21 protein-coding genes, 1 pseudogene and 1 other annotated feature are annotated in these 19,783 nt (G+C 57.0%); of the genes and pseudogenes, 14 read left to right on the top strand and 8 right to left on the bottom strand.

Annotated features, from left to right (window positions below):
• Positions 1–100 precede the first annotated feature (100 nt).
• The 7 genes from yidA to ACWKXT_RS13980 all read left to right on the top strand — a co-directional run bounded on the left by yidA (position 101) and on the right by ACWKXT_RS13980 (position 7,252).
• A complete protein-coding gene (yidA, locus tag ACWKXT_RS14010; protein ID WP_454532673.1) occupies positions 101–913 on the top strand; it encodes a sugar-phosphatase in 813 nt (270 codons plus the stop codon).
• 226 nt (positions 914–1,139) lie between these two features.
• Positions 1,140–1,829, top strand: a complete 690-nt coding sequence (gene dgoR / locus ACWKXT_RS14005) for a D-galactonate utilization transcriptional regulator DgoR (protein ID WP_003861109.1) — start codon at positions 1,140–1,142, stop codon at positions 1,827–1,829.
• Entirely contained in the window at positions 1,826–2,704 is an 879-nt protein-coding gene (locus ACWKXT_RS14000) for a 2-dehydro-3-deoxygalactonokinase (protein WP_454532672.1), read from the top strand. Before dgoR ends, ACWKXT_RS14000 begins: the two co-directional genes overlap by 4 nt.
• Positions 2,688–3,305: a 2-dehydro-3-deoxy-6-phosphogalactonate aldolase gene (locus ACWKXT_RS13995; protein ID WP_454532671.1), complete on the top strand. Its 618-nt coding sequence runs from the start codon at positions 2,688–2,690 to the stop codon at positions 3,303–3,305. Before ACWKXT_RS14000 ends, ACWKXT_RS13995 begins: the two co-directional genes overlap by 17 nt.
• Positions 3,302–4,450 (top strand): galactonate dehydratase, encoded by a 1,149-nt coding sequence (gene dgoD, locus ACWKXT_RS13990; RefSeq protein WP_454532670.1) that lies wholly within the window; start codon positions 3,302–3,304, stop codon positions 4,448–4,450. The genes ACWKXT_RS13995 and dgoD overlap by 4 nt, the downstream gene beginning before the upstream one ends.
• A 180-nt stretch (positions 4,451–4,630) precedes the next feature.
• On the top strand, positions 4,631–5,968 hold the full coding sequence (locus tag ACWKXT_RS13985) for an MFS transporter (protein ID WP_454528140.1): 1,338 nt from the start codon (positions 4,631–4,633) through the stop codon (positions 5,966–5,968).
• A gap of 51 nt (positions 5,969–6,019) precedes the next feature.
• Positions 6,020–7,252 carry a DUF3748 domain-containing protein gene (locus tag ACWKXT_RS13980; RefSeq protein WP_454532669.1) on the top strand — a complete coding sequence of 411 codons (1,233 nt, stop codon included), beginning with the start codon at positions 6,020–6,022 and terminating at the stop codon, positions 7,250–7,252.
• Here ACWKXT_RS13980 and ACWKXT_RS13975 read toward each other — a convergent pair.
• A complete protein-coding gene (locus ACWKXT_RS13975) occupies positions 7,249–7,581 on the bottom strand; it encodes a YceK/YidQ family lipoprotein (RefSeq protein WP_454528142.1) in 333 nt (110 codons plus the stop codon). The genes ACWKXT_RS13980 and ACWKXT_RS13975 overlap by 4 nt on opposite strands.
• 250 nt (positions 7,582–7,831) lie before the next feature.
• Positions 7,832–7,903: a sequence feature (ROSE (Repression Of Heat Shock gene Expression) occurs in the 5'-region of heat shock genes and acts as an RNA thermometer to modulate expression.), on the top strand.
• Here ACWKXT_RS13975 and ibpA point away from each other — a divergent pair.
• The 3 genes from ibpA (at position 7,897) to ACWKXT_RS13960 (ending at position 10,663) form a co-directional block, all read left to right on the top strand.
• Positions 7,897–8,307, top strand: coding sequence for a small heat shock chaperone IbpA (gene ibpA, locus ACWKXT_RS13970; RefSeq protein WP_008500162.1), 411 nt, complete (start codon positions 7,897–7,899; stop codon positions 8,305–8,307). Its footprint overlaps the feature before it by 7 nt.
• Positions 8,308–8,443: 136 nt before the next feature.
• Positions 8,444–8,872: a small heat shock chaperone IbpB gene (gene ibpB, locus ACWKXT_RS13965; RefSeq protein WP_454532668.1), complete on the top strand. Its 429-nt coding sequence runs from the start codon at positions 8,444–8,446 to the stop codon at positions 8,870–8,872.
• Between the two features lie 129 nt (positions 8,873–9,001).
• On the top strand, positions 9,002–10,663 hold the full coding sequence (locus ACWKXT_RS13960; protein WP_454532667.1) for a putative transporter: 1,662 nt from the start codon (positions 9,002–9,004) through the stop codon (positions 10,661–10,663).
• A gap of 105 nt (positions 10,664–10,768) precedes the next feature.
• Here the strand turns inward: ACWKXT_RS13960 and ACWKXT_RS13955 are convergent, their stop codons facing one another.
• The 4 genes from ACWKXT_RS13955 to ACWKXT_RS13940 all read right to left on the bottom strand — a co-directional run bounded on the left by ACWKXT_RS13955 (position 10,769) and on the right by ACWKXT_RS13940 (position 13,925).
• Positions 10,769–11,443 carry a DUF2931 family protein gene (locus tag ACWKXT_RS13955; protein WP_454532666.1) on the bottom strand — a complete coding sequence of 225 codons (675 nt, stop codon included), beginning with the start codon at positions 11,441–11,443 and terminating at the stop codon, positions 10,769–10,771.
• A complete protein-coding gene (locus ACWKXT_RS13950; protein WP_454532687.1) occupies positions 11,440–13,194 on the bottom strand; it encodes a phospholipase effector Tle1 domain-containing protein in 1,755 nt (584 codons plus the stop codon). The genes ACWKXT_RS13955 and ACWKXT_RS13950 overlap by 4 nt, the downstream gene beginning before the upstream one ends.
• A 109-nt stretch (positions 13,195–13,303) precedes the next feature.
• A complete protein-coding gene (locus ACWKXT_RS13945) occupies positions 13,304–13,786 on the bottom strand; it encodes a PAAR domain-containing protein (RefSeq protein ID WP_454532665.1) in 483 nt (160 codons plus the stop codon).
• 79 nt (positions 13,787–13,865) lie between these two features.
• Positions 13,866–13,925 carry a hypothetical protein gene (locus tag ACWKXT_RS13940; protein ID WP_454532686.1) on the bottom strand — a complete coding sequence of 20 codons (60 nt, stop codon included), beginning with the start codon at positions 13,923–13,925 and terminating at the stop codon, positions 13,866–13,868.
• Positions 13,926–13,929: 4 nt separating this feature from the next.
• Here ACWKXT_RS13940 and ACWKXT_RS13935 point away from each other — a divergent pair.
• The 3 genes and pseudogenes from ACWKXT_RS13935 to ACWKXT_RS13925 all read left to right on the top strand — a co-directional run.
• Positions 13,930–14,361 (top strand): annotated as a pseudogene (locus ACWKXT_RS13935) (family 4 glycosyl hydrolase); the annotation flags it as partial.
• 92 nt (positions 14,362–14,453) lie between these two features.
• Positions 14,454–14,801, top strand: a complete 348-nt coding sequence (locus tag ACWKXT_RS13930) for a YidH family protein (protein WP_014068263.1) — start codon at positions 14,454–14,456, stop codon at positions 14,799–14,801.
• Positions 14,791–15,138, top strand: a complete 348-nt coding sequence (locus ACWKXT_RS13925; RefSeq protein ID WP_454532664.1) for a DUF202 domain-containing protein — start codon at positions 14,791–14,793, stop codon at positions 15,136–15,138. Before ACWKXT_RS13930 ends, ACWKXT_RS13925 begins: the two co-directional genes overlap by 11 nt.
• A 34-nt stretch (positions 15,139–15,172) precedes the next feature.
• On the opposite strand, the gene dsdA is transcribed toward ACWKXT_RS13925, so the two are convergent.
• Positions 15,173–16,459 (bottom strand): D-serine ammonia-lyase, encoded by a 1,287-nt coding sequence (gene dsdA / locus ACWKXT_RS13920; RefSeq protein WP_454532663.1) that lies wholly within the window; start codon positions 16,457–16,459, stop codon positions 15,173–15,175.
• A gap of 95 nt (positions 16,460–16,554) precedes the next feature.
• Between dsdA and ACWKXT_RS13915 the strand changes: the two genes are divergently transcribed.
• Positions 16,555–17,643: a glycoside hydrolase family 5 protein gene (locus ACWKXT_RS13915; RefSeq protein WP_454528150.1), complete on the top strand. Its 1,089-nt coding sequence runs from the start codon at positions 16,555–16,557 to the stop codon at positions 17,641–17,643.
• Here the strand turns inward: ACWKXT_RS13915 and emrD are convergent.
• The gene (gene emrD / locus ACWKXT_RS13910; RefSeq protein WP_454528151.1) at positions 17,546–18,730 is read right to left on the bottom strand and encodes a multidrug efflux MFS transporter EmrD; all 1,185 of its coding nucleotides are present in this window, start codon (positions 18,728–18,730) and stop codon (positions 17,546–17,548) included. The two genes, ACWKXT_RS13915 and emrD, sit on opposite strands and share 98 nt — an antisense overlap.
• A 175-nt stretch (positions 18,731–18,905) precedes the next feature.
• Entirely contained in the window at positions 18,906–19,739 is an 834-nt protein-coding gene (locus tag ACWKXT_RS13905; protein WP_454528152.1) for an EamA family transporter, read from the bottom strand.
• Between the last annotated feature and the right edge of the window lie 44 nt (positions 19,740–19,783).

The raw sequence follows: 19,783 nt of genomic DNA, 5'->3' as shown, positions 1-19,783 counted from the left end.
GATAAGCGTAAAAGGGGGGATTCTGTTGCGCAATGTAGCTCTATTTTTGTGTGCTTAATCGCGTTAGCATGAGGTAGCACTCATTTATCCCGGGGACCTCATGGCTATCAAACTTATTGCAATCGATATGGACGGCACGCTGCTGCTGCCAGACCACACTATCTCTCCAGCCGTTAAAAACGCGATCGCCGCGGCACGCGCAAAAGGCGTGAATGTGGTTCTGACCACGGGGCGTCCGTATGCGGGCGTGCACAGCTACCTGAAAGAGCTGCACATGAATCAGCCTGGCGACTATTGCATCACCTATAACGGTGCGCTGGTGCAGAAAGCCGCAGATGGCAGTACGGTTGCGCAAACTGCGCTGAGCTATGACGACTACCTGTTCCTGGAAAAACTCTCCCGTGAGGTGGGTTCCCACTTCCACGCGCTCGATCGCAATACGCTCTACACCGCCAACCGCGATATCAGCTACTACACGGTGCATGAATCCTACGTGGCGACCATTCCGCTGGTGTTCTGTGAAGCGGAGAAAATGGACCCGGCGACCCAGTTCCTGAAAGTGATGATGATTGACGAGCCTGAGATCCTGGACAAAGCGATTGCGCGCATTCCTGCAGAGGTCAAAGAAAAGTATACCGTGCTGAAAAGTGCGCCGTACTTCCTCGAAATCCTCGATAAACGCGTCAATAAGGGCACCGGCGTGAAATCGCTTGCTGATGCGCTGGGCATCAAACCTGAAGAGATCATGGCGCTCGGCGACCAGGAAAATGACATCGCGATGATTGAATACGCGGGCATGGGTGTGGCGATGGATAACGCCATTCCGTCGGTGAAAGAAGTGGCGAATTTCGTCACCAAATCCAACCTGGAAGACGGCGTTGCCTGGGCGATCGAGAAATTCGTTCTGTCCTAGCAGTCGCTCGAAAACATCAGCCTCGGTTATCAACCGGGGCTTTTTTTGGCCCTGAATTTATTGAATTGTTCTTTTTGTGATCTTGATTGTAGTACAACATTAATTGATTGTACTACATTGTCCCCACAGAAAAGACGAAAGGCCTCACGTTTGTACTGCAAAAGTGAGGCGAAATTCAGCGGTCGCGGTAAAGTAGTGATGGACTTACAGAGCACAAGGACTCTCCATGACACTCAATAAAACCGATCGCATCGTTATCACGCTGGGCACCCAGATTGTGGGGGGAAAATACGTTCCCGGTTCGCCGCTGCCAGCAGAGGCTGAACTGTGTGAGGAGTTTGAAACCTCGCGCAACATCATCCGGGAAGTGTTCCGCTCGCTGATGGCGAAGCGGCTGATTGAAATGAAGCGCTATCGCGGTGCGTTTGTTGCTCCGCGCAACCAGTGGAACTACCTCGATACCGACGTGTTGCAGTGGGTGCTGGAAAACGACTACGACCCGCGGCTTATCGGCGCGATGAGTGAAGTCCGAAACCTGGTGGAACCGGCCATCGCCCGCTGGGCGGCGGAGCGCGCAACTTCCGGTGATTTGGCCCAGATTGAATCGGCTTTAAACGACATGATCGCTAATAACCAGAACCGGGAGGCGTTCAACGAGGCGGACATTCGCTACCACGAAGCGGTGCTGCAGTCGGTACATAACCCGGTATTACAGCAGCTTAGCGTGGCGATCAGCTCGCTACAGCGGGCGGTATTTGAACGTACCTGGATGGGTGATGAGGCGAACATGCCAAAAACGCTCCAGGAACATAAAGCGCTGTTCGATGCGATACGGCATCAGGACGGCGATGCGGCAGAGCAGGCGGCGCTTACCATGATTGCCAGCTCGACACGAAGGCTGAAGGAAATCACATGACATCTCGCTACATCGCAATTGACTGGGGATCGACCAATCTGCGCGCCTGGCTTTATCAGGGCGAGCAGTGCCTGGAGAGCAGGCAATCAGAAGCAGGCGTGACGCGCCTGAACGGTAAATCCCCCGAGGCGGTGTTAGCAGAGGTCACACAAAACTGGCGCGACAGCGCCACGCCGGTAGTCATGGCGGGAATGGTGGGCAGTAATGTAGGCTGGAAAATTGCGCCTTATCTACCGGTTCCCGCCCATTTCTCCGCTATTGGCGAGCAGTTAACGTCCGTTGGCGACAATATCTGGATTATTCCCGGTTTGAGCGTCTCTCGCGATGATAACCACAACGTGATGCGCGGCGAAGAGACGCAGCTGCTTGGCGCGCGCGCACTCTCTCCTTCTTCTGTCTACGTCATGCCCGGCACGCACTGTAAGTGGGTCCAAGCTGACGCTGAGCAAATCCACGATTTTCGCACCGTAATGACCGGTGAGCTGCACCATTTGTTGCTCAACCATTCGCTGGTCGGGGCCGGTTTACCTGAGCAGGAAGCCTCGGCAGAGGCGTTTGCTGCCGGGCTTGAACGTGGGATCGCTTCTCCTGATGTTTTGCCGCACCTTTTTGAGGTTCGCGCCTCGCACGTGCTGGGAAATCTCCCGCGCGAGCAGGTCAGCGAGTTTCTCTCCGGCCTGCTGATTGGCGCCGAGGTCGCCAGCATGCGTGAGTTCATCGCGCACAAGCAGGCCATCACGATTGTCGCAGGCGCATCGCTGACGTCGCGCTACGAACAGGCGTTTCGCGCCGTTGGGCGTGATGTTTCGACGGTTTCCGGCGACACGGCATTTCAGGCAGGCATAAGGAGCATCGCTCATGCAGTGGCAAACTGATCTTCCCCTTATCGCCATTTTGCGCGGCATCACGCCCGATGAGGCGTTAGCCCACGTCGGCGCGGTTATCGATGCCGGGTTCGACGCGGTAGAAATCCCGCTCAACTCGCCCGACTGGGAAAAAAGCATTCCGGCAGTTGTGAAGGCGTTTGGTGATAAGGCGCTGATTGGCGCTGGCACCGTATTACAGCCGGAGCAGGTGGATGAACTGGCGAAGATGGGCTGCAAGCTTATCGTTACACCGAATATCAACCCCGAGGTGATCCGCCGGGCGGTAGAGTACGGTATGACTGTCTGTCCGGGGTGCGCCACGGCCACAGAAGCCTTTACCGCCCTCGATGCGGGCGCGCAGTCGCTCAAAATTTTCCCGTCATCGGCTTTTGGACCGGACTACATCAAGGCGTTGAAAGCGGTATTGCCCGCCAGCGTGCCGGTCTTTGCCGTGGGCGGCGTAACGCCAGAAAATCTGGGCCAGTGGATGAGCGCTGGCTGTGTGGGCGCAGGGCTGGGCAGCGATCTTTATCGTGCCGGACAGTCCGTGGAACGTACCGCACAGCAGGCGGCAGCATTTGTGAAAGCGTATCGAGAGGCAGTGAAATGAAAATAACCAAACTCACCACGTACCGTTTACCCCCGCGCTGGATGTTCCTGAAAATCGAGACCGATGAAGGGGTTGTAGGCTGGGGCGAACCGGTGATTGAAGGGCGTGCGCGCACCGTTGAAGCTGCCGTGCATGAGCTGGGCGAGTACCTGATTGGTCAGGATCCGGCGCGCATAAACGACCTGTGGCAGGTGATGTACCGCGCGGGCTTCTATCGTGGTGGTCCGATTCTGATGAGCGCCATCGCCGGTATCGACCAGGCGCTGTGGGATATCAAAGGCAAAGTGCTGAACGCGCCGGTCTGGCAGCTGATGGGCGGCCTGGTGCGCGACAAAATAAAAGCCTACAGCTGGGTCGGCGGCGACCGCCCTGCGGAGGTTATCGACGGCATTACGCAACTGCGCAATATCGGCTTTGACACCTTCAAGCTCAACGGCTGCGAAGAGATGGGCGTTATCGACAACTCGCGTGCGGTAGACCGGGCGGTCAATACCGTGGCGCAAATCCGTGAAGCCTTCGGCAACGAAATTGAGTTTGGTCTGGATTTCCACGGCCGCGTCAGCGCGCCGATGGCCAGAGTGCTGATTAAAGAGCTGGAGCCGTATCGCCCGCTGTTTATCGAAGAGCCAGTGCTGGCCGAGCAGGCGGAATACTATCCGAAACTGGCTGAACAGACGCACATTCCTATCGCCGCGGGCGAACGTATGTTCTCGCGCTTCGAGTTTAAACGTGTCCTGGAAGCGGGTGGTATTGCGATCCTGCAGCCGGACCTCTCCCACGCGGGCGGCATCACCGAATGCTACAAAATTGCCGGGATGGCAGAGGCCTGGGATGTGGCGCTGGCCCCGCACTGTCCACTTGGGCCAATTGCGCTGGCGGCCTGCCTGCACGTCGACTTTGTCTCCCGCAATGCGGTGTTCCAGGAACAAAGCATGGGCATTCACTATAACAAGGGCGCGGAACTGCTCGACTTTGTGAAAAACAAAGAAGACTTCTGCATGGAAGGTGGTTTCTTTAAACCGTTAACGAAGCCGGGCCTTGGCGTGGATATCGACGAAGCCAAAGTCATTGAGCTGAGTAAAAATGCGCCGGACTGGCGAAACCCGCTGTGGCGTCATGAGGACGGCAGCGTAGCGGAATGGTAAATGCGCGTCATACTTCGCGCTGGTGATGCGTTGGCTGCGTTTTCTTACCCCGGTCACATACTTTTGTATGCTCCCGGGGATGCGAAAACTTGCCGCCTTCCCCCAGCACGAATTATTTAGCGCATTCCGTTTACGTTTTTAATTAAAAAAACCAAATACACCCTCTGTAAATTACAGGGCATGGTGAGCGGCTTCGCTATGCCCAAAATCTGGAGACAGATTGCGATGGATATTCCTGTTACTGCTGCAAAAACCGGGCGTCGTCGTTACCTGACGCTGATCATGATCTTTATTACCGTGGTCATCTGTTATGTCGACCGCGCCAACCTTGCCGTGGCATCGGCCCATATTCAGGAAGAGTTTGGCATCACCAAAGCGGAAATGGGCTACGTCTTCTCGGCGTTTGCCTGGCTGTATACGCTCTGCCAGATCCCCGGCGGCTGGTTCCTTGATCGCGTGGGGTCACGCCTGACTTACTTTATCGCCATTTTAGGCTGGTCTGTGGCGACGCTGTTCCAGGGGTTCGCCACCGGGCTGATGTCGCTGATTGGTCTGCGCGCCATCACCGGGGTGTTTGAAGCACCCGCGTTCCCGACCAACAACCGCATGGTGACCAGCTGGTTCCCTGAACACGAACGCGCTTCCGCTGTTGGTTTTTACACTTCCGGGCAGTTTGTTGGTCTGGCGTTTCTGACACCGCTGTTAATCTGGATCCAGGAGCTGCTGAGCTGGCACTGGGTGTTCATCGTCACCGGCGGGATCGGCATTATCTGGTCCCTTATCTGGTTTAAGGTGTATCAACCGCCGCGTCTGACCAAAAGCATCTCCAAAGCCGAACTGGACTACATCCGCGACGGCGGTGGCCTGGTGGACGGCGATGCGCCCGTGAAAAAAGAGGCGCGCCAGCCGCTGACCAGAGCGGACTGGAAGCTGGTCTTCCACCGTAAGCTGGTGGGCGTATATCTGGGCCAGTTCGCGGTGACCTCCACGCTGTGGTTCTTCCTCACCTGGTTCCCGAACTACCTGACGCAGGAGAAGGGTATTACCGCGCTGAAGGCGGGCTTTATGACCACCGTGCCGTTCCTTGCGGCGTTTTTTGGCGTGCTGCTCTCCGGCTGGCTGGCGGATAAGCTGGTGAAAAAAGGCTTCTCGTTGGGCGTTGCGCGTAAAACGCCGATTATCTGCGGACTGCTGATCTCTACCTGCATCATGGGAGCGAACTATACCAACGATCCGGTGTGGATCATGACCCTGATGGCGGTAGCGTTCTTCGGGAACGGTTTTGCCTCCATCACCTGGTCGCTGGTGTCGTCCCTGGCGCCGATGCGTCTGATCGGCCTGACCGGCGGCGTGTTTAACTTCGTGGGTGGCCTGGGCGGGATCACCGTGCCGCTGGTCATCGGTTACCTGGCGCAGGACTACGGCTTTGGTCCGGCTCTGGTGTATATCTCTGTCGTGGCGCTGATCGGCGCGCTCTCCTACATCCTGCTGGTCGGCGACGTGAAACGAGTAGGCTAATCCCTTCGGATGTTTTACCCTGATGCGATAACCGCGCATCAGGGTATTTCCATGAAACAAATCACCTTCGCTTCCCGCAACCACCAGCTCACCAACATCAACACCTGGACGCCAGACAGCCAGTGGCTTGTCTATGATGTTCGCCCGTCCGGCGCGTCGTTTACCGGTGAAACCATTGAGCGGGTCAATGTCAGTACGGGCGAGGTTGAGGCGATCTACCGTGCGACTGACGGCGCGCATGTCGGCGTGGTAACCGTTCATCCGGCAGAGGACAAATACGTCTTTATCCACGGCCCGAAAAACCCGGATGCAGACTGGCACTACGATTTTCATCATCGCCAGGGGGTGATTGCGCACAATGGCCAGGTCAGCAATCTGGACGCGATGGATATCACTGCGCCCTACACCGCAGGCGCGCTGCGCGGCGGCAGCCATGTGCACGTCTTTAGCCCGAACGGGCAGCTCGTCAGCTTCACCTATAACGACCATGTTCTGCACGAGCGCGATCCGAAGCTCGATTTACGCAACGTCGGCGTGGCGGCACCGTTCGGCCCGGTGAACCCGCAGGGGAATCATCCTCGTGAATATTCAGGCACTTTCTGGAGTGTGCTGGTCAGCCGCACGACGCCTAACCCGCAGCCGGGCAGCGATGAAATCAACCGCGCCTACGAAGAGGGCTGGGTGGGCAACAACAGGCTGGCGTTTATCGGAGACACCCTCTCCGCGCAGGGCGAAAAAGTGCCAGAACTGTTCATTGTTAACCTGCCAGAAGATGAGCAGGGCTGGAAACGCGCAGGCGATACGCCGCTGCAGGGCACCGCTGAAGCTATGCCAGCGCCGCCTGCCGGGGTGAAGCAGCGTCGTCTGACCTTTACCCATCAGAAGGCATACCCGGGGCTGGTGAACGTACCGCGCCACTGGGTGCGCAGTAATCCGCAGGGGACGCAAATCGCGTTTCTGATGCGTGATGATAACGGCGTTGTGCAGCTGTGGCTGATCTCGCCTGAGGGCGGCGAGCCGCGCCAGCTGACGCATAATACCGGGAGCGGTATTCAGTCTGCGTTTAACTGGCATCCTGCGGGAGACCGACTGGGATTCGTGCTCGAAAATCGGATCGCCTGCTGCGACGCGCAGACCGGGGAGGTGACGTTTTTGACGTCCGATCACGGCAACCCGCCGTCTGCTGACGCTGTGGTGTTTTCCCCGGACGGACGATTTATTGCATGGATGGAAGAGAAGGACGGTTTCCGTCAGCTGTGGTTAACGGAAACCGCGCAGAATTAGCGTGGAGGCATCTCTGCGGGCGGGATGACGGCGTTGGTCGCCAGATTTTCCTGCTCGCTTTTCTCAACGCGTGAGCGCACGGAGCTGTCCGTGCGGAACATGTCCCACGGCAGCAGCAGCGTATCGGCCACCGCCGTAAACGGCATATCCAGGATAACCAGGGACTTGGTGCCCCAGTTAGTATCATCATCGGAGATCATCGCCGCGCTGGCGCGCGTCCCCGGATATGTTCCTTCTTTACCGCCGGTGTGAGACATCACGCTCGAACACCCGCAAAGTAAAACTACCACGCTGAACGTCGTCAGCTTTATCAGAACATTTTTCATCATCACTCAGTCATCGTTAATGGCACTGCATAGACCTGCAACTCAGGGTTATAGCGAGCCTTATCCGAAATGAATAGCCCGATAACCCCGCACTGTGGCAGCCATCGCAATTTAACTCTTTGTGCTGTTGCCCCAGAGTCTATGCGACAACCAGCAAAGTGCAAAAAAATCTCGCATAAATAGTCTTGAAAAGCCTGATTACAGACCCATTTTAAGAATGTGACCCGATAACGAACACGCCTGATGGGTGTTCGGGGGCGCAAAGGCCTGTCCATGGTGGAAGGCTATAATGTCTCGCTGATTTCAGGAGTTTTATTTATGCGTAACTTCGATCTTTCTCCGCTATACCGTTCTGCAATTGGTTTTGACCGCCTGTTTAACCATTTAGAAAATAACCAAAGCCAGAGCAACGGCTACCCTCCATACAATGTTGAGTTGGTTGATGAAAACCACTACCGCATCGCCATTGCCGTCGCCGGTTTTGCAGAAAACGAACTGGAGATCACCGCGCAGGACAACCTGCTGGTGGTGAAAGGTTCCCATACGGCCGAGCAGAAAGAACGTACCTACCTTTACCAGGGCATCGCCGAGCGCAACTTTGAACGCAAGTTCCAGTTAGCCGAGAACATTCACGTTAAGGGCGCGAACCTGGTTAACGGCCTGCTGTTTATCGAACTGGAACGCGTGATTCCGGAAGAGAAAAAACCGCGCCGTATCGAAATTAACTAATTACGCGGGTCGCGTAAGCGGCCCACCCGGACTTGCTTGCCGTAACGGGAGCATATGTGAATCCATCAGGATTCGCAGGAACAACTGCGCACAAAATTAAACTGTGCCGAACTCGCTTCTCAGAAGGAGATTTAGTATGCGTAACTACGATTTATCCCCCCTGCTGCGTCAGTGGATTGGTTTTGACAAACTGGCTAACGCGCTGCAAAGCGCCACCGAGCAACAGACGTTTCCTCCGTACAACATTGAAAAAAGTGACGATAACCACTATCGCATCACCCTGGCGCTGGCCGGTTTCCGCCAGGACGATCTGGATATCCAGCTTGAAGGCACACGCCTGACCGTGAAGGGGACGCCGGAAAAACAAGAGACCGAAACCAAATGGCTGCATCAGGGGCTGGTGAATCAGCCGTTTAGCCTGAGCTTTACCCTGGCAGACCATATGGAAGTATCCGGCGCGACGTTTACCAACGGGCTGCTGCATATCGACCTGCTCCGCAACGTGCCGGAAGCCATCGCGCCGCAGCGTATCGCCATTAGCGAGCGGCCTGCGTTGAACAGCTAATCCGTTTTACTCACAGACTGCACAAAGCCCTGCCCCGGCAGGGCTTTTTTGTGCGCCATCGCCCATACAACCGCCCCCGGCTCTGAGAGAATCCTTAGCATAACTAAGGTTATACACAGGATGTGGATCATGAGTGATATCGCGTTAACCGTAAGCGTATTGGCCCTGGTCGCTGTTGTGGGCCTGTGGATAGGCAATATCAAAATTCGTGGCGTCGGGTTTGGGATTGGCGGGGTGCTGTTTGGCGGCATTTTTGTCGGGCATTTTGCCGACACGCTCGGGCTGGTTCTCAGCGCCGATATGCTCCACTTTATTCAGGAGTTCGGCCTGATTCTCTTCGTCTATACCATCGGGATTCAGGTAGGGCCGGGCTTTTTCGCTTCCCTGCGCGTCTCCGGGCTACGGCTCAATCTGTTTGCCTTCGGCATTGTGGTGATGGGCGGGCTGGTCACCGCGATCCTGCACAAAATCTTTGCTATCCCGCTGCCCGTGGTGCTGGGGATTTTCTCCGGGGCGGTCACCAACACGCCAGCGCTCGGTGCGGGGCAGCAAATCCTGCGCGATCTGGGCATAGAACCTGGCATTGTCGACCAGATGGGGATGAGCTACGCCATGGCTTATCCGTTTGGGATTTGCGGTATTCTGCTCTCCATGTGGCTGGTACGCGTCCTGTTTCGCATTAACGTCGACAAAGAGGCGAAGGACCACGAAACCACGCTCACCAACGGCCATATGCCGATCAAAACCATCAACATTCGCGTCGATAACCCCAACCTGAACAATATGGCGATTCAGGACGTGCCGATTCTGAACAGCGCCAATATTATCTGCTCCCGCCTTAAACGCGACGACGTGCTGATGGTGCCTGCGCCCGGCACGATGATCCGGCAAGGTGACCTGCTGCACCTGGTCGGCCAGCCGGGGGATTTAAACAACGCCCGCCTGGTAATTGGTCAGGAAGTGGATACCTCACTTTCAACCCGCGGCACCGATATGCGCGTGGAGCGCGTTGTGGTGACTAACGAGCACGTTCTGGGCAAGAAAATACGCGATCTGCAGGTAAAAGAGCGCTACGACGTGGTGATATCCCGTCTCAACCGTGCGGGTGTCGAGCTGGTCGCCAGCCCGGAGGCCAGCCTGCAGTTCGGGGATATCCTCAACCTGGTCGGACGCCCGTCGTCCATCGACGCCGTGGCGGATATGGTGGGCAACGCTCAGCAAAAACTGCAGCAGGTGCAGATGTTGCCGGTGTTTATCGGCATCGGGCTTGGCGTGCTCCTCGGCTCCATCCCGCTGTACGTCCCAGGCTTCCCGGTGGCGCTCAAGCTGGGCCTGGCGGGCGGGCCGCTGATCATGGCGCTGATCCTCGGGCGTATCGGCTGTATCGGGAAGCTCTACTGGTTTATGCCGCCGAGCGCCAACCTGGCGCTGCGCGAGCTGGGCATCGTGCTGTTCCTGGCGGTGGTCGGGCTAAAATCCGGCGGGGATTTTGTCGATACCCTGGTCAAGGGCGAAGGGATGAGCTGGGTCGGGTATGGCATCTTCATCACCGCCATTCCGCTGCTGACGGTGGCAATCCTGGCGCGGATGTTCGCCAAAATGAACTACCTGACGCTGTGCGGCATGCTGGCGGGCTCCATGACCGACCCGCCAGCGCTCGCCTTTGCGAACAACCTGCACGCCACCAGCGGCGCGGCCGCGCTCTCCTATGCCACCGTCTACCCGCTGGTGATGTTTCTGCGCATCATCACCCCGCAGCTACTGGCGGTGCTGTTCTGGGGGATGGGCTAGCAGGTCGTCCGCGGGGTCTGACGCTCAGTGGAACGAAAACTCACGTTAAAGGCTTAGTAATGAGATTGTTAAAAAGGATCCACAAGGGATCCTTTTTAGGGGCTACTACCAGCTACCATAGGGATAGGCTTTCCCTTTGATAAAATCCTTTATGTCCTGATCATAACCATCTGGAATGCTGTAGTTAAAATCAATCCGCGAAGGTACGTCTTTACAGGCATCTAGTTTATCACCGGACAGCGTGGTGATTTTTACCGGTTCAATCGGCATATTAGCGACCGGGCCGCTGTTCTGGAGCCAGATGCGCACTTTGCCTTCAGGTGCCAGACCAAACAATAATGTTTTATACCAAGCGGTATTTCCTCTCCGATCTTTGCCGGTTGGTACCGACATTTTTTCCCGCAGGGCAGATGAGAAGATAATTCGCGTCTCGTAAGTCGTTTTATCAATAACTGAATCCCAGCAGAACAGCATCAAAGCTGGCGGGTGACGGACTTTGTTGAACTGGATTCCCACAACATAGGTTGTGTTATTCCAGGAACCTACCACATCGGGATCACTCTGCGTACTGTCCAGCGTCCGGAAGGTGGATACCACCTTTTCGTTGTCGATAATCAGCGCTTTCGTCACCACCGCCGGTAATGCCTGAGGGGTAAAAAATGCAAAACCAACCTCCCCGTAAGGCATTTCTCCGGTGTCTTCCGGCGTCTGCGCTTCGCCTGCACGACAACCGCTGATCATGACCAGCATCAGCAGGGGAAAAAGTGCTTTCAGCTTCATATCTTCTTCCCGTCCATGCTGTAGACCGAGCGTTTCCACTGCTCATCCGGCCGGTTGATAAAGCCAATCAGCTCTGAGGGCGATACGCCTCCGTGAATGAAGCCGTCCGTATTGACCACGATGGCATTCCAGTTGGCCGAACAGTGAATATACTTCTTCGCAATCACGTCCAGCTCATCCTGACTGAATGCCTGTGCCATCTGGCCGCTGCGGGCAGTTTTCCCCATTGCCAGCGCTTTGTCCCAGAGGGGCGCAAGCTCATCCGGAATGGCGAGTTCTTTGTCTTTGCTCAGAATGGGGTCAAACACCACCCCGGCCTCCTGTGCAGCCTCAAGCATCACCCTCAGCACCACACGGGACCAGTCGTTTCTGACTGTCCGCTCCCGCAGGGTTAGCGCCGCAAAGCTGCGTTTCTGCATCTGGCCGTACCGGTCCGGTCGAAGCCTGTCGTCATGCCAGGTTTCTGCCGAAATGTCGTTTGTCCGCAGTAGAGGGACCAGGCAAGGCGACTTATCCAGCGTCTGCAGCTGCGCCACGGCCTGCCGGTAGGCCTGCGTCTTTTCACCGGGCTGGCTGTACGGTACGGTTTCCGTTGCAGGCCGCGTCAGAAAAAGATTCTCCTTCGTGACGGGTAGATATCCGCCGCCGATATCGGAATGGACGCCGGGCAGTGCCAGTTCCGGCCAGGCCGGTTTCACGCTGTTCAGCGCAAAGTTAAAGCGGCACTCGTTCGCGGCGGTGATATGAAAAACCTTCTCCGCCACGCCAGGGCGCAGGGTGAGCTTAACGTCACCGGTATCCGCACTGTGCGGATTCAGGCCGTTAACCGGCGTGCCAATGGCGGCAACGGTATCGAAAATGCCGATGAAGCGGGTTTTACCGGCAGGAGAACCATTGAAGCTCGTGTCCGTCATGGCCTGCCGGATGGCGCTGATAATGGCCGGGTCTTCGGACTGGATGCGGTTTGCAAAATGGCGGGCGGCGGCTGCGCCCCGACTGAAGCCAAAAATATCGAACTGCAGGATTCTGACTATAAGCTTGCCGTCAGCCTGTTTTTTACCAACAACCTCTAGCACGTCCTGAATACTGTCAGCCAGCATGGAAACCGCTTTATCCGTTTTGGCAACGACACCGGTATCAAAGATACCAAACCCCTGCCCAAGTTTGCTGTCAGGTTTACCTGCTTCAGTACCAATGCCATCAATGTAAATGCCTGTTTGAACATCTGAATCGTTACCGGATAGGGTTTTCTTATATAGCGTACTCAGCCAGTGTATATTGGTGTAGTATCCGGTATAGCTGATTGCACCGCTGCCCGACACGCCAAAATTTTCCCGAGCGCATTTTGCCAGGATGGACTCGGCTTCCGGGTCATCCAGGTTGTAATGTTCTGCGGTATACGCCTTCAGCATGTTCTGCGTGTTAACGGCATTGTTGCCGGTACCGTCGAAGAACACGCCTATCGTCAGCGTGATCTCCCGTTTCTTTTTCTTCGCCGTCTGCGCATGTTGTTCCGGCTCAGGAGCGACTGCCGGAGTCATCCCGGCTTTTGCCGCTGAAAGCTGTGGGATCGTACCCGGTGCAATCAGAAAATTGGTCCCCTGTGGACACCCGCAACGGATCTCCGCGCCGTCCACCGCAACAGCGGCACTGTTTGAGCAGCGGTGATCGCCGTCCACAATGACCCCCACTTCCCCACACTTCGGGCAGGGGGTAGTCTTGTCGCCGATATAGAGTTTCAGCAACCCCATGACCGACATACCGGGCCGGGCCGCGATGCATAGTGCACCCGTGGAAGTCTTATCCCCGTGCAGCCCGACGTTTTTACCGTGAATGATACAGCCTCTTCGGATCATCGGCTCAGCCCTCAGCCGGTAAAAAATCAGCATCCATCGGCAGAACTTTCAGCTCATTCAGCGTACATCCCGCCTGCGGGGTGCTGATAATCACATCACCGTGACTCAGTCGGCTGCCGACCAGCGCGATACTGTTACCACCTTTCTGAAATTTCGACCCGCTGCTGGTGACTATCCGGGCTGTGGTGCCGTCAGGATACACCACCTCATCACCTTCCAGCGCGACGTTGACCTTTTGCCCGCTCTCAAGCGCGATTTCAGAGCCATTCCAGGCAGCACGTACCACTCCACCGCGTTGGGTCTGCGCCCCGTCAACCGCGATCCGGTAAATCGCCACCACCGGATGTTCAAGCAGAAATGCCTCCTGCTCTTCAACCGTCTGACGGGCACCTTCAGACATCCCGGCCTTTTTCTCCGCAGAGAATGGCGGACGCGCCAGTGAGGCGGCTAATTCCGGAGTCAGTTGGTTGGTATATTGCTGTTCCACATCAAATCCCTCTTTTTCCTGTGGTTAATTGTTCCATAGTAACCGGGCGGCATGACTTAACCAAAATTTAATGCCGACGTCAGAGCGGCTGAACTGTCTTTTCGTCCTCAAGAATTTTATAAACGGTGGAACGGGCAATGCCGAGCTGCCGGGCGATTATCGAAGCCGGTCATTCTTCTGCTGGTGAACTGGAAATCGACGAACATGCGTCGTACATCGTCGATCTGGTGACCGCGATTGCTTTTAACACCCAGGAACGGATGCTGCTGATAGTGCCAAACAACGGGGCCATCCATAACTTTGACGCCGACGCGATGGTAGAAATTCCGTGTCTGGTCGGCCACAACGGACCGGAGCCGCTGACCGTGGGTGATATTCCGCACTTCCAGAAAGGGCTCATGAGCCAGCAGGTGGCGGTGGAAAAACTGGTGGTGGACGCCTGGGAGCAGCGCTCGTACCAGAAACTCTGGCAGGCGATTACCCTGTCGAAAACCGTGCCGAGCGCGTCAGTCGCGAAAGCGATTCTGGATGACCTGATCGAGGCCAACAAAGAGTACTGGTCAGAGCTGCACTGATCGTCCTGACCGGCATCGCCCGATGCCGGTCTCCTTGTCTTTGTCGATTTACGCTATGCTGAAGCCTGCCTGTAGCACGACAAGGAACCTTCATGAAAATTTCCCGCCTCGGCGAAGCGCCGGACTATCGCTTCTCTCTGGCTAATGAACGCACTTTTTTAGCGTGGATCCGCACGGCGTTGGGCTTTCTGGCGGCAGGCGTCGGCCTCGACCAGCTCGCGCCTGATTTCGCCACGCCGCTGATCCGTGAAGTGCTGGCGCTGCTGCTGTGCCTGTTCGCGGGCGTGCTGGCGATTTACGGCTATCTGCGCTGGCTGCGCAATGAGAAGGCGATGCGCCTGAAGCAGGATCTGCCCTATACGCGCGGGTTACTCATCATCAGCGCAATTCTGCTGACGGTGGCGGGCGTGGTAATGGTGCTGGTGTTCTATGGCGGATAGCCGCAAAGCGCGGCGCGAAGCGGACCCCGGCCTGCAGCCGGAGCGGACGTCGCTCGCCTGGCTGCGCACCCTGCTGGGATATGGCGCGCTGATTGCCCTGGCGATCAAGCACAACTGGCACCGCACCGGGCTGCCATTCTGGGTTTCGCTGGTTGTGCTGGCGCTGGTGGCTATCATTTTATGGCGCTACACCCGCAGCCGTAACCTGATGGACGTGGTGCAGAATGATTTTGTACAGCCGAAAGCGGTGCGGGATAAGTTCCTGATTGCGCTGGCTGTGCTGTCGCTATCGCTGCTGTTTGCGGTGACCCATATTCAGCAAATTTTAAGCCTGTAATCCCGGTGGCGGCTACACCTTACCGGGCCTACGATTAACGGCCTTTTGCTAAATACTTCACCATCTCGTCTTCCGGCACCATGCCGCCGCCAGTCGCCCACACCAGGTGGGTAACGTTGGTATCCGAATGAACGCGCACCGGCCCGGCCATGCCCGCCAGCGCCGACGGCTCCAGGCGAATCCCTTCCTCCTGCGCCAGCCAGCCGAGCATGTCATACATGCTCCGATCGGAGAGGGTATAGAACCCGTCAAGCAGACGCTCCATCGCGCGGCCCACGAAGCCGGATGCGCGCCCGACCGCCAGACCGTCCGCCGCCGTCACGTTATCAATGCCCAGATCCTGCACGGCGATTTCATCATGCAGACCAGTGTAAACGCCCAGCAGCATGCACGGTGAGTTCGTGGGCTCCGCGAAGAAGCAGTGGACGTTATCGCCAAAGGCCAACTTCAGGCCAAACGCCACGCCGCCTGGGCCACCACCGACGCCGCACGGCAGATAGACGTACAGCGGGTGATCCGCATCCACCACGCGGCCCTGTTCAGCAAACTGCGCCTTCAGGCGCTCGCCCGCTACTGCATAGCCCAGGAATAAGGTGCGGGAGTTTTCATCGTCAATGAAGAAGCAGTTCGGATCGCTTTCTGCCGCTTTGCGTCCCTGCTCCACCGCCACGCCGTAATCCTGCTCGTATTCCACCACGATGACGCCGTGGCTGCGCAGTTTGGCTTTTTTCCACTCGCGGGCGTCGGCGGACATATGTACCGTCACCTTAAAGCCGATGCGTGCGCTCATCATGCCGATGGACAACCCCAGGTTGCCGGTTGAGCCCACCGCAATGCTGTACTGGCTGAAGAAGGCCTTAAAGCGCGGTTCCAGCAGAATGCTGTAGTCGTCTTCCACGCTCAGCAACCCGGCTTCCAGCGCCAGTTTTTCCGCATGGGTCAGCACCTCATAGATGCCACCGCGCGCTTTAATTGAGCCGGAAATCGGCAGATGGCTGTCTTTTTTCAGCAGCAGGGTGCCGGGAATGGATTTGCCAGATTCTTTCTCCAGCCGTTTTTTCATTGCCGGAATAGCAATCAGATCGGACTCGATGATCCCGCCCGTTGCCGCGGTTTCCGGGAAGGCTTTCGCCAGATACGGCGCGAAGCGGTTGAGGCGCGCGTGGGCGTCGTCCACGTCGGTTTTGGTCAGCCCGACATAGGGCAACCCTTCCGCCAGCGTAGTGGTGCGCGGGTTAAGCCAGGTGGTTTCTTTCAGGGCAATCAGATCCTCAACCAGAGGAAACTGTGCAATGAGTGTATTGATGGCCGTTGCGTTCATAATTTTTCTCAGCAATTAGTTCGTTCTGACTCTACACCAAATGCGAAAAAGCGTGCTAAATACAGGTAATGCTTTTGATTTATCCAGGGTAAACCGTGTTAAAGCCTCTTATTGCTACCGCGTTACTGATCTCTTCCGGCTGGGCGATTGCCGCTGAGCCGCCGCTGACGGCTGCCCACTATGCGCAGCAGCTGGGCGTCGGGATGGATGTGGACTGGGCGCGCACGGAGCGCGGTATACGCGAATTCGACCCGCTGGTGGTACGCGATTTTCGCGCAAAAGGCATTACCCACGTGCGCATCCGCGTGGCCGACGAGCCGACCGAAGCGCGGCTGATCCACCTGCGCAAACTGGTGGAAGCCTGCGAGCAGTATGGCGTCATCCCGATAATCGCTTATCAGGCCGATGAATATAAAAACGACCCGAAAGTCGATAACGAGAAAGAGACAATCAACTGGTGGATTGCCGTGGCGCACTATTTTGGCCAGAGCTATCCGCTGCTGGGTTTTGACCTCATCTATGAGCCGGCCGACAAGCTCAACCATAATCTCGCGTCGCTAAACCGCGTGTATGAAAAAACCATTAAAGCGATCCACGACATCGACCCTCAGCGCATGATTTTCATTGCGCCGCGCCTGCGCGCCGCGCCGGAGGATTTATCCAGCCTGAAGCTCCCTGCGCACAGCCAAAACTACCTGCTGGCGGAGTGGCATATTTTCCCGTGGGGGCCGCTGAAAAATAGCGGTAAATACCCGTGGACGTCCGGCACGGCGGTGGAGAAGGCGGCTATCCATAATCGCATCAATACCGCGCTGCGCTGGCAGCAAAAAACCGGACACGTTAGCTGGGTCGGGGGCTGGGGCGTGGGGGAGTCAAATCACCTCACGCCAACCGCTTCGCAGCTGGCCTTCGCCACCTTTATGGCCTGCGAGCTGCAAAAGGCGAAAATCCCGTATGCGTTGAACGCGGACTTCCAGTTTTACGACGGGGAAGAGGGCGCCTGGCGGCCTGCGCCAGAGCCGTTACTACAGGCGATGATTTCGCCCGTCTGTGAAAAGCCCGGCGAGAAGCCGGGCCATCATGTGGTTAAACCGGCTGCTCGTGATGCGGGACACGCGACGCCAGCGGCAGCCAGCACAGTAAAATCAGCAGCCCCATCAGCGTCATCAGTAACCCCAGACTAGCCTGCCCGGTCTGCGGCATCATGGCCGAGAGCCAGGCCAGCGCGCCGGAACCGATATTCTGCAAACCGCCCACCAGCGCGCCCGCCGTGCCTGCAAGGAACGGGAACGGCTCCATCGCGCCGCTGGTGGCGAGCGGGAACAGCATGCCCGCGCCGAAGAAGAACAGCGCCGCCGGGATGAGCAGCGTCCAGACCGACATCACATCAAACAGCCCTGGGATCCACATCATCAGACCTGCCAGCAGACAGCTGATCACCGACTGCCACATCAGGGTTGAGAAGCGTTTGTTCGGGCGTCCGGCAAACCACGCGCCGAAGAATGCCGCCGGGATCGGCAGAATAAACAGAATACTCACCACCATGCTGCTCAGGCCCAGCCCCGCGCCCAGCAGCACGCCGGAGCAGGCTTCAAACACCGCGATACCCGCCAGGCCGCCGATCAGCATCAGCAGGTAGCAGGTGAACGCGCCGTTACCGAACAGCGTTTTGTAGCTGGTGATGAGCTTCGTGCGCGGCGCGTCCTGCGGGCGCGTTTCCGGCATCCAGCGCGCCATGCTGAAGGTGACAATGATGCACAGCACCAGCAGGAAGGCGTAGCAGGCGCGCCAGGACCACATCGTATCCAGCAGGCCGCCAATCAGCGGAGCGAGAAGCGGACTGACCAGAATGCCCATATTCAACAAGCTGTTGGCATGGCGGAGCTGCGTACCCTGATACATATCGCGCGGTAAGGTACGCGCCATCACCCCACCGACGCCGGTCCCAACGCCCTGCAGGGCGCTGGCGGCAATCAATACGGTCAGGTTATGGGTCATCATCGCAATCACGGTTGCCACCATGAAAATGCTCATACCCACCAGGATCACCGGACGACGCCCGACGCGGTCGGAGAGCGGGCCGTAGAAGAGTTGCGAAACGCCATAGGTCAGCAGGTAGGCTGCCATCACGCTCTGCACCGCACCTTCGCGGACGTTCAATTCCTTTGCCATATCGGCAATCGCCGGAATGTAGATGGTTTGCGCCATCTGACCGACGGCCACCAGTAACACCAGCATCAACAATAAATTAACGTTCCGTTGCTTTTTCATGTCGCTGAATACTTTTGCCAAAAAAGAAAATTGAAGAATAAGTGACTACGCATTCCCATAAATGCGCGAGGAATCTACCACAGCGTGATGACAATTTAAGCATTACTGTGATGAATGACAGAAGACGTGAAGGCAGGATTTGTAAACAAGATCGGCAACTAATGTTGCCAGCGAATTACGCCAGGCGCAGCAGGACCGCACCGGCTGCAATACCCAGCGCCGCCGCGATGCGCAGGCCGACAACCTTCTCTTTTAAAAGCACAAATGCGATTAATGCGCCGAAGAGAATTGAGGTTTCACGCAGCGCCGCGACTACCGCCAGCGGCGCCTGCGTCATCGCCCAAAGGGCCAGGCCGTAAGAGCCCATGGTCCCGACGCCGCCGAGCAGCCCTTTTTTCCAGTGCAGGCGCAGGTAGCTGGACGCTTCGCGCCGACGCGCTACCATCGCCCAGCTTAGCAGGCAGAAGCCGTTCATAAAGAAAGTCCAGAGCGTGTAGCCCAGCGCAGTGTCCGACAGCCGTACGCCGGTGCCGTCCACCAGCGTATACCCGGCGATAAAACAGGCGTTCAGCAGCGCCAGCCAGATCCCCTTACGTGACTGCATGCGGCCATTCATCGCCATCGCCAGAATCGACAGGCAAATGACCCCGATGCCGGACCAGGCGATCCAGGAGAGATGGTCGCCGAGCGCCAGCACGCTGATCATCGCCACCAGCAGCGGGGCGGTGCCGCGCATCAGTGGATAGGTCTGGCTCATGTCAGAGACCTGATAGGTCTTCGCCACCAGCACGGTATACACCACCTGTAAGGCGCAGGAGACGATCAAAAACGGCCAGCTTGCAGCAGAAGGCTGTGGCGAGAAGGGCAGTAAAATCAGGGCAATAATTGCGGCAGAGCCGCTAACGCCGATCGCAGAGTAGAGCTTGTCCGTTCCGGCTTTGACAATGGCGTTCCAGCTGGCATGCAGCAGTGCGGCGAACAGCAAAATGCAGAATACGGTGATGGTCATGGCGTATCGGGTGATGAATTGTCACTCAACTGTAACATTCACAT

It is taken from the genome of Enterobacter sp. UPMP701, assembly GCF_053709515.1.
Note: the sequence above shows the minus strand (reverse complement) of the source record. Positions and strands in the feature narration are given on the sequence as shown.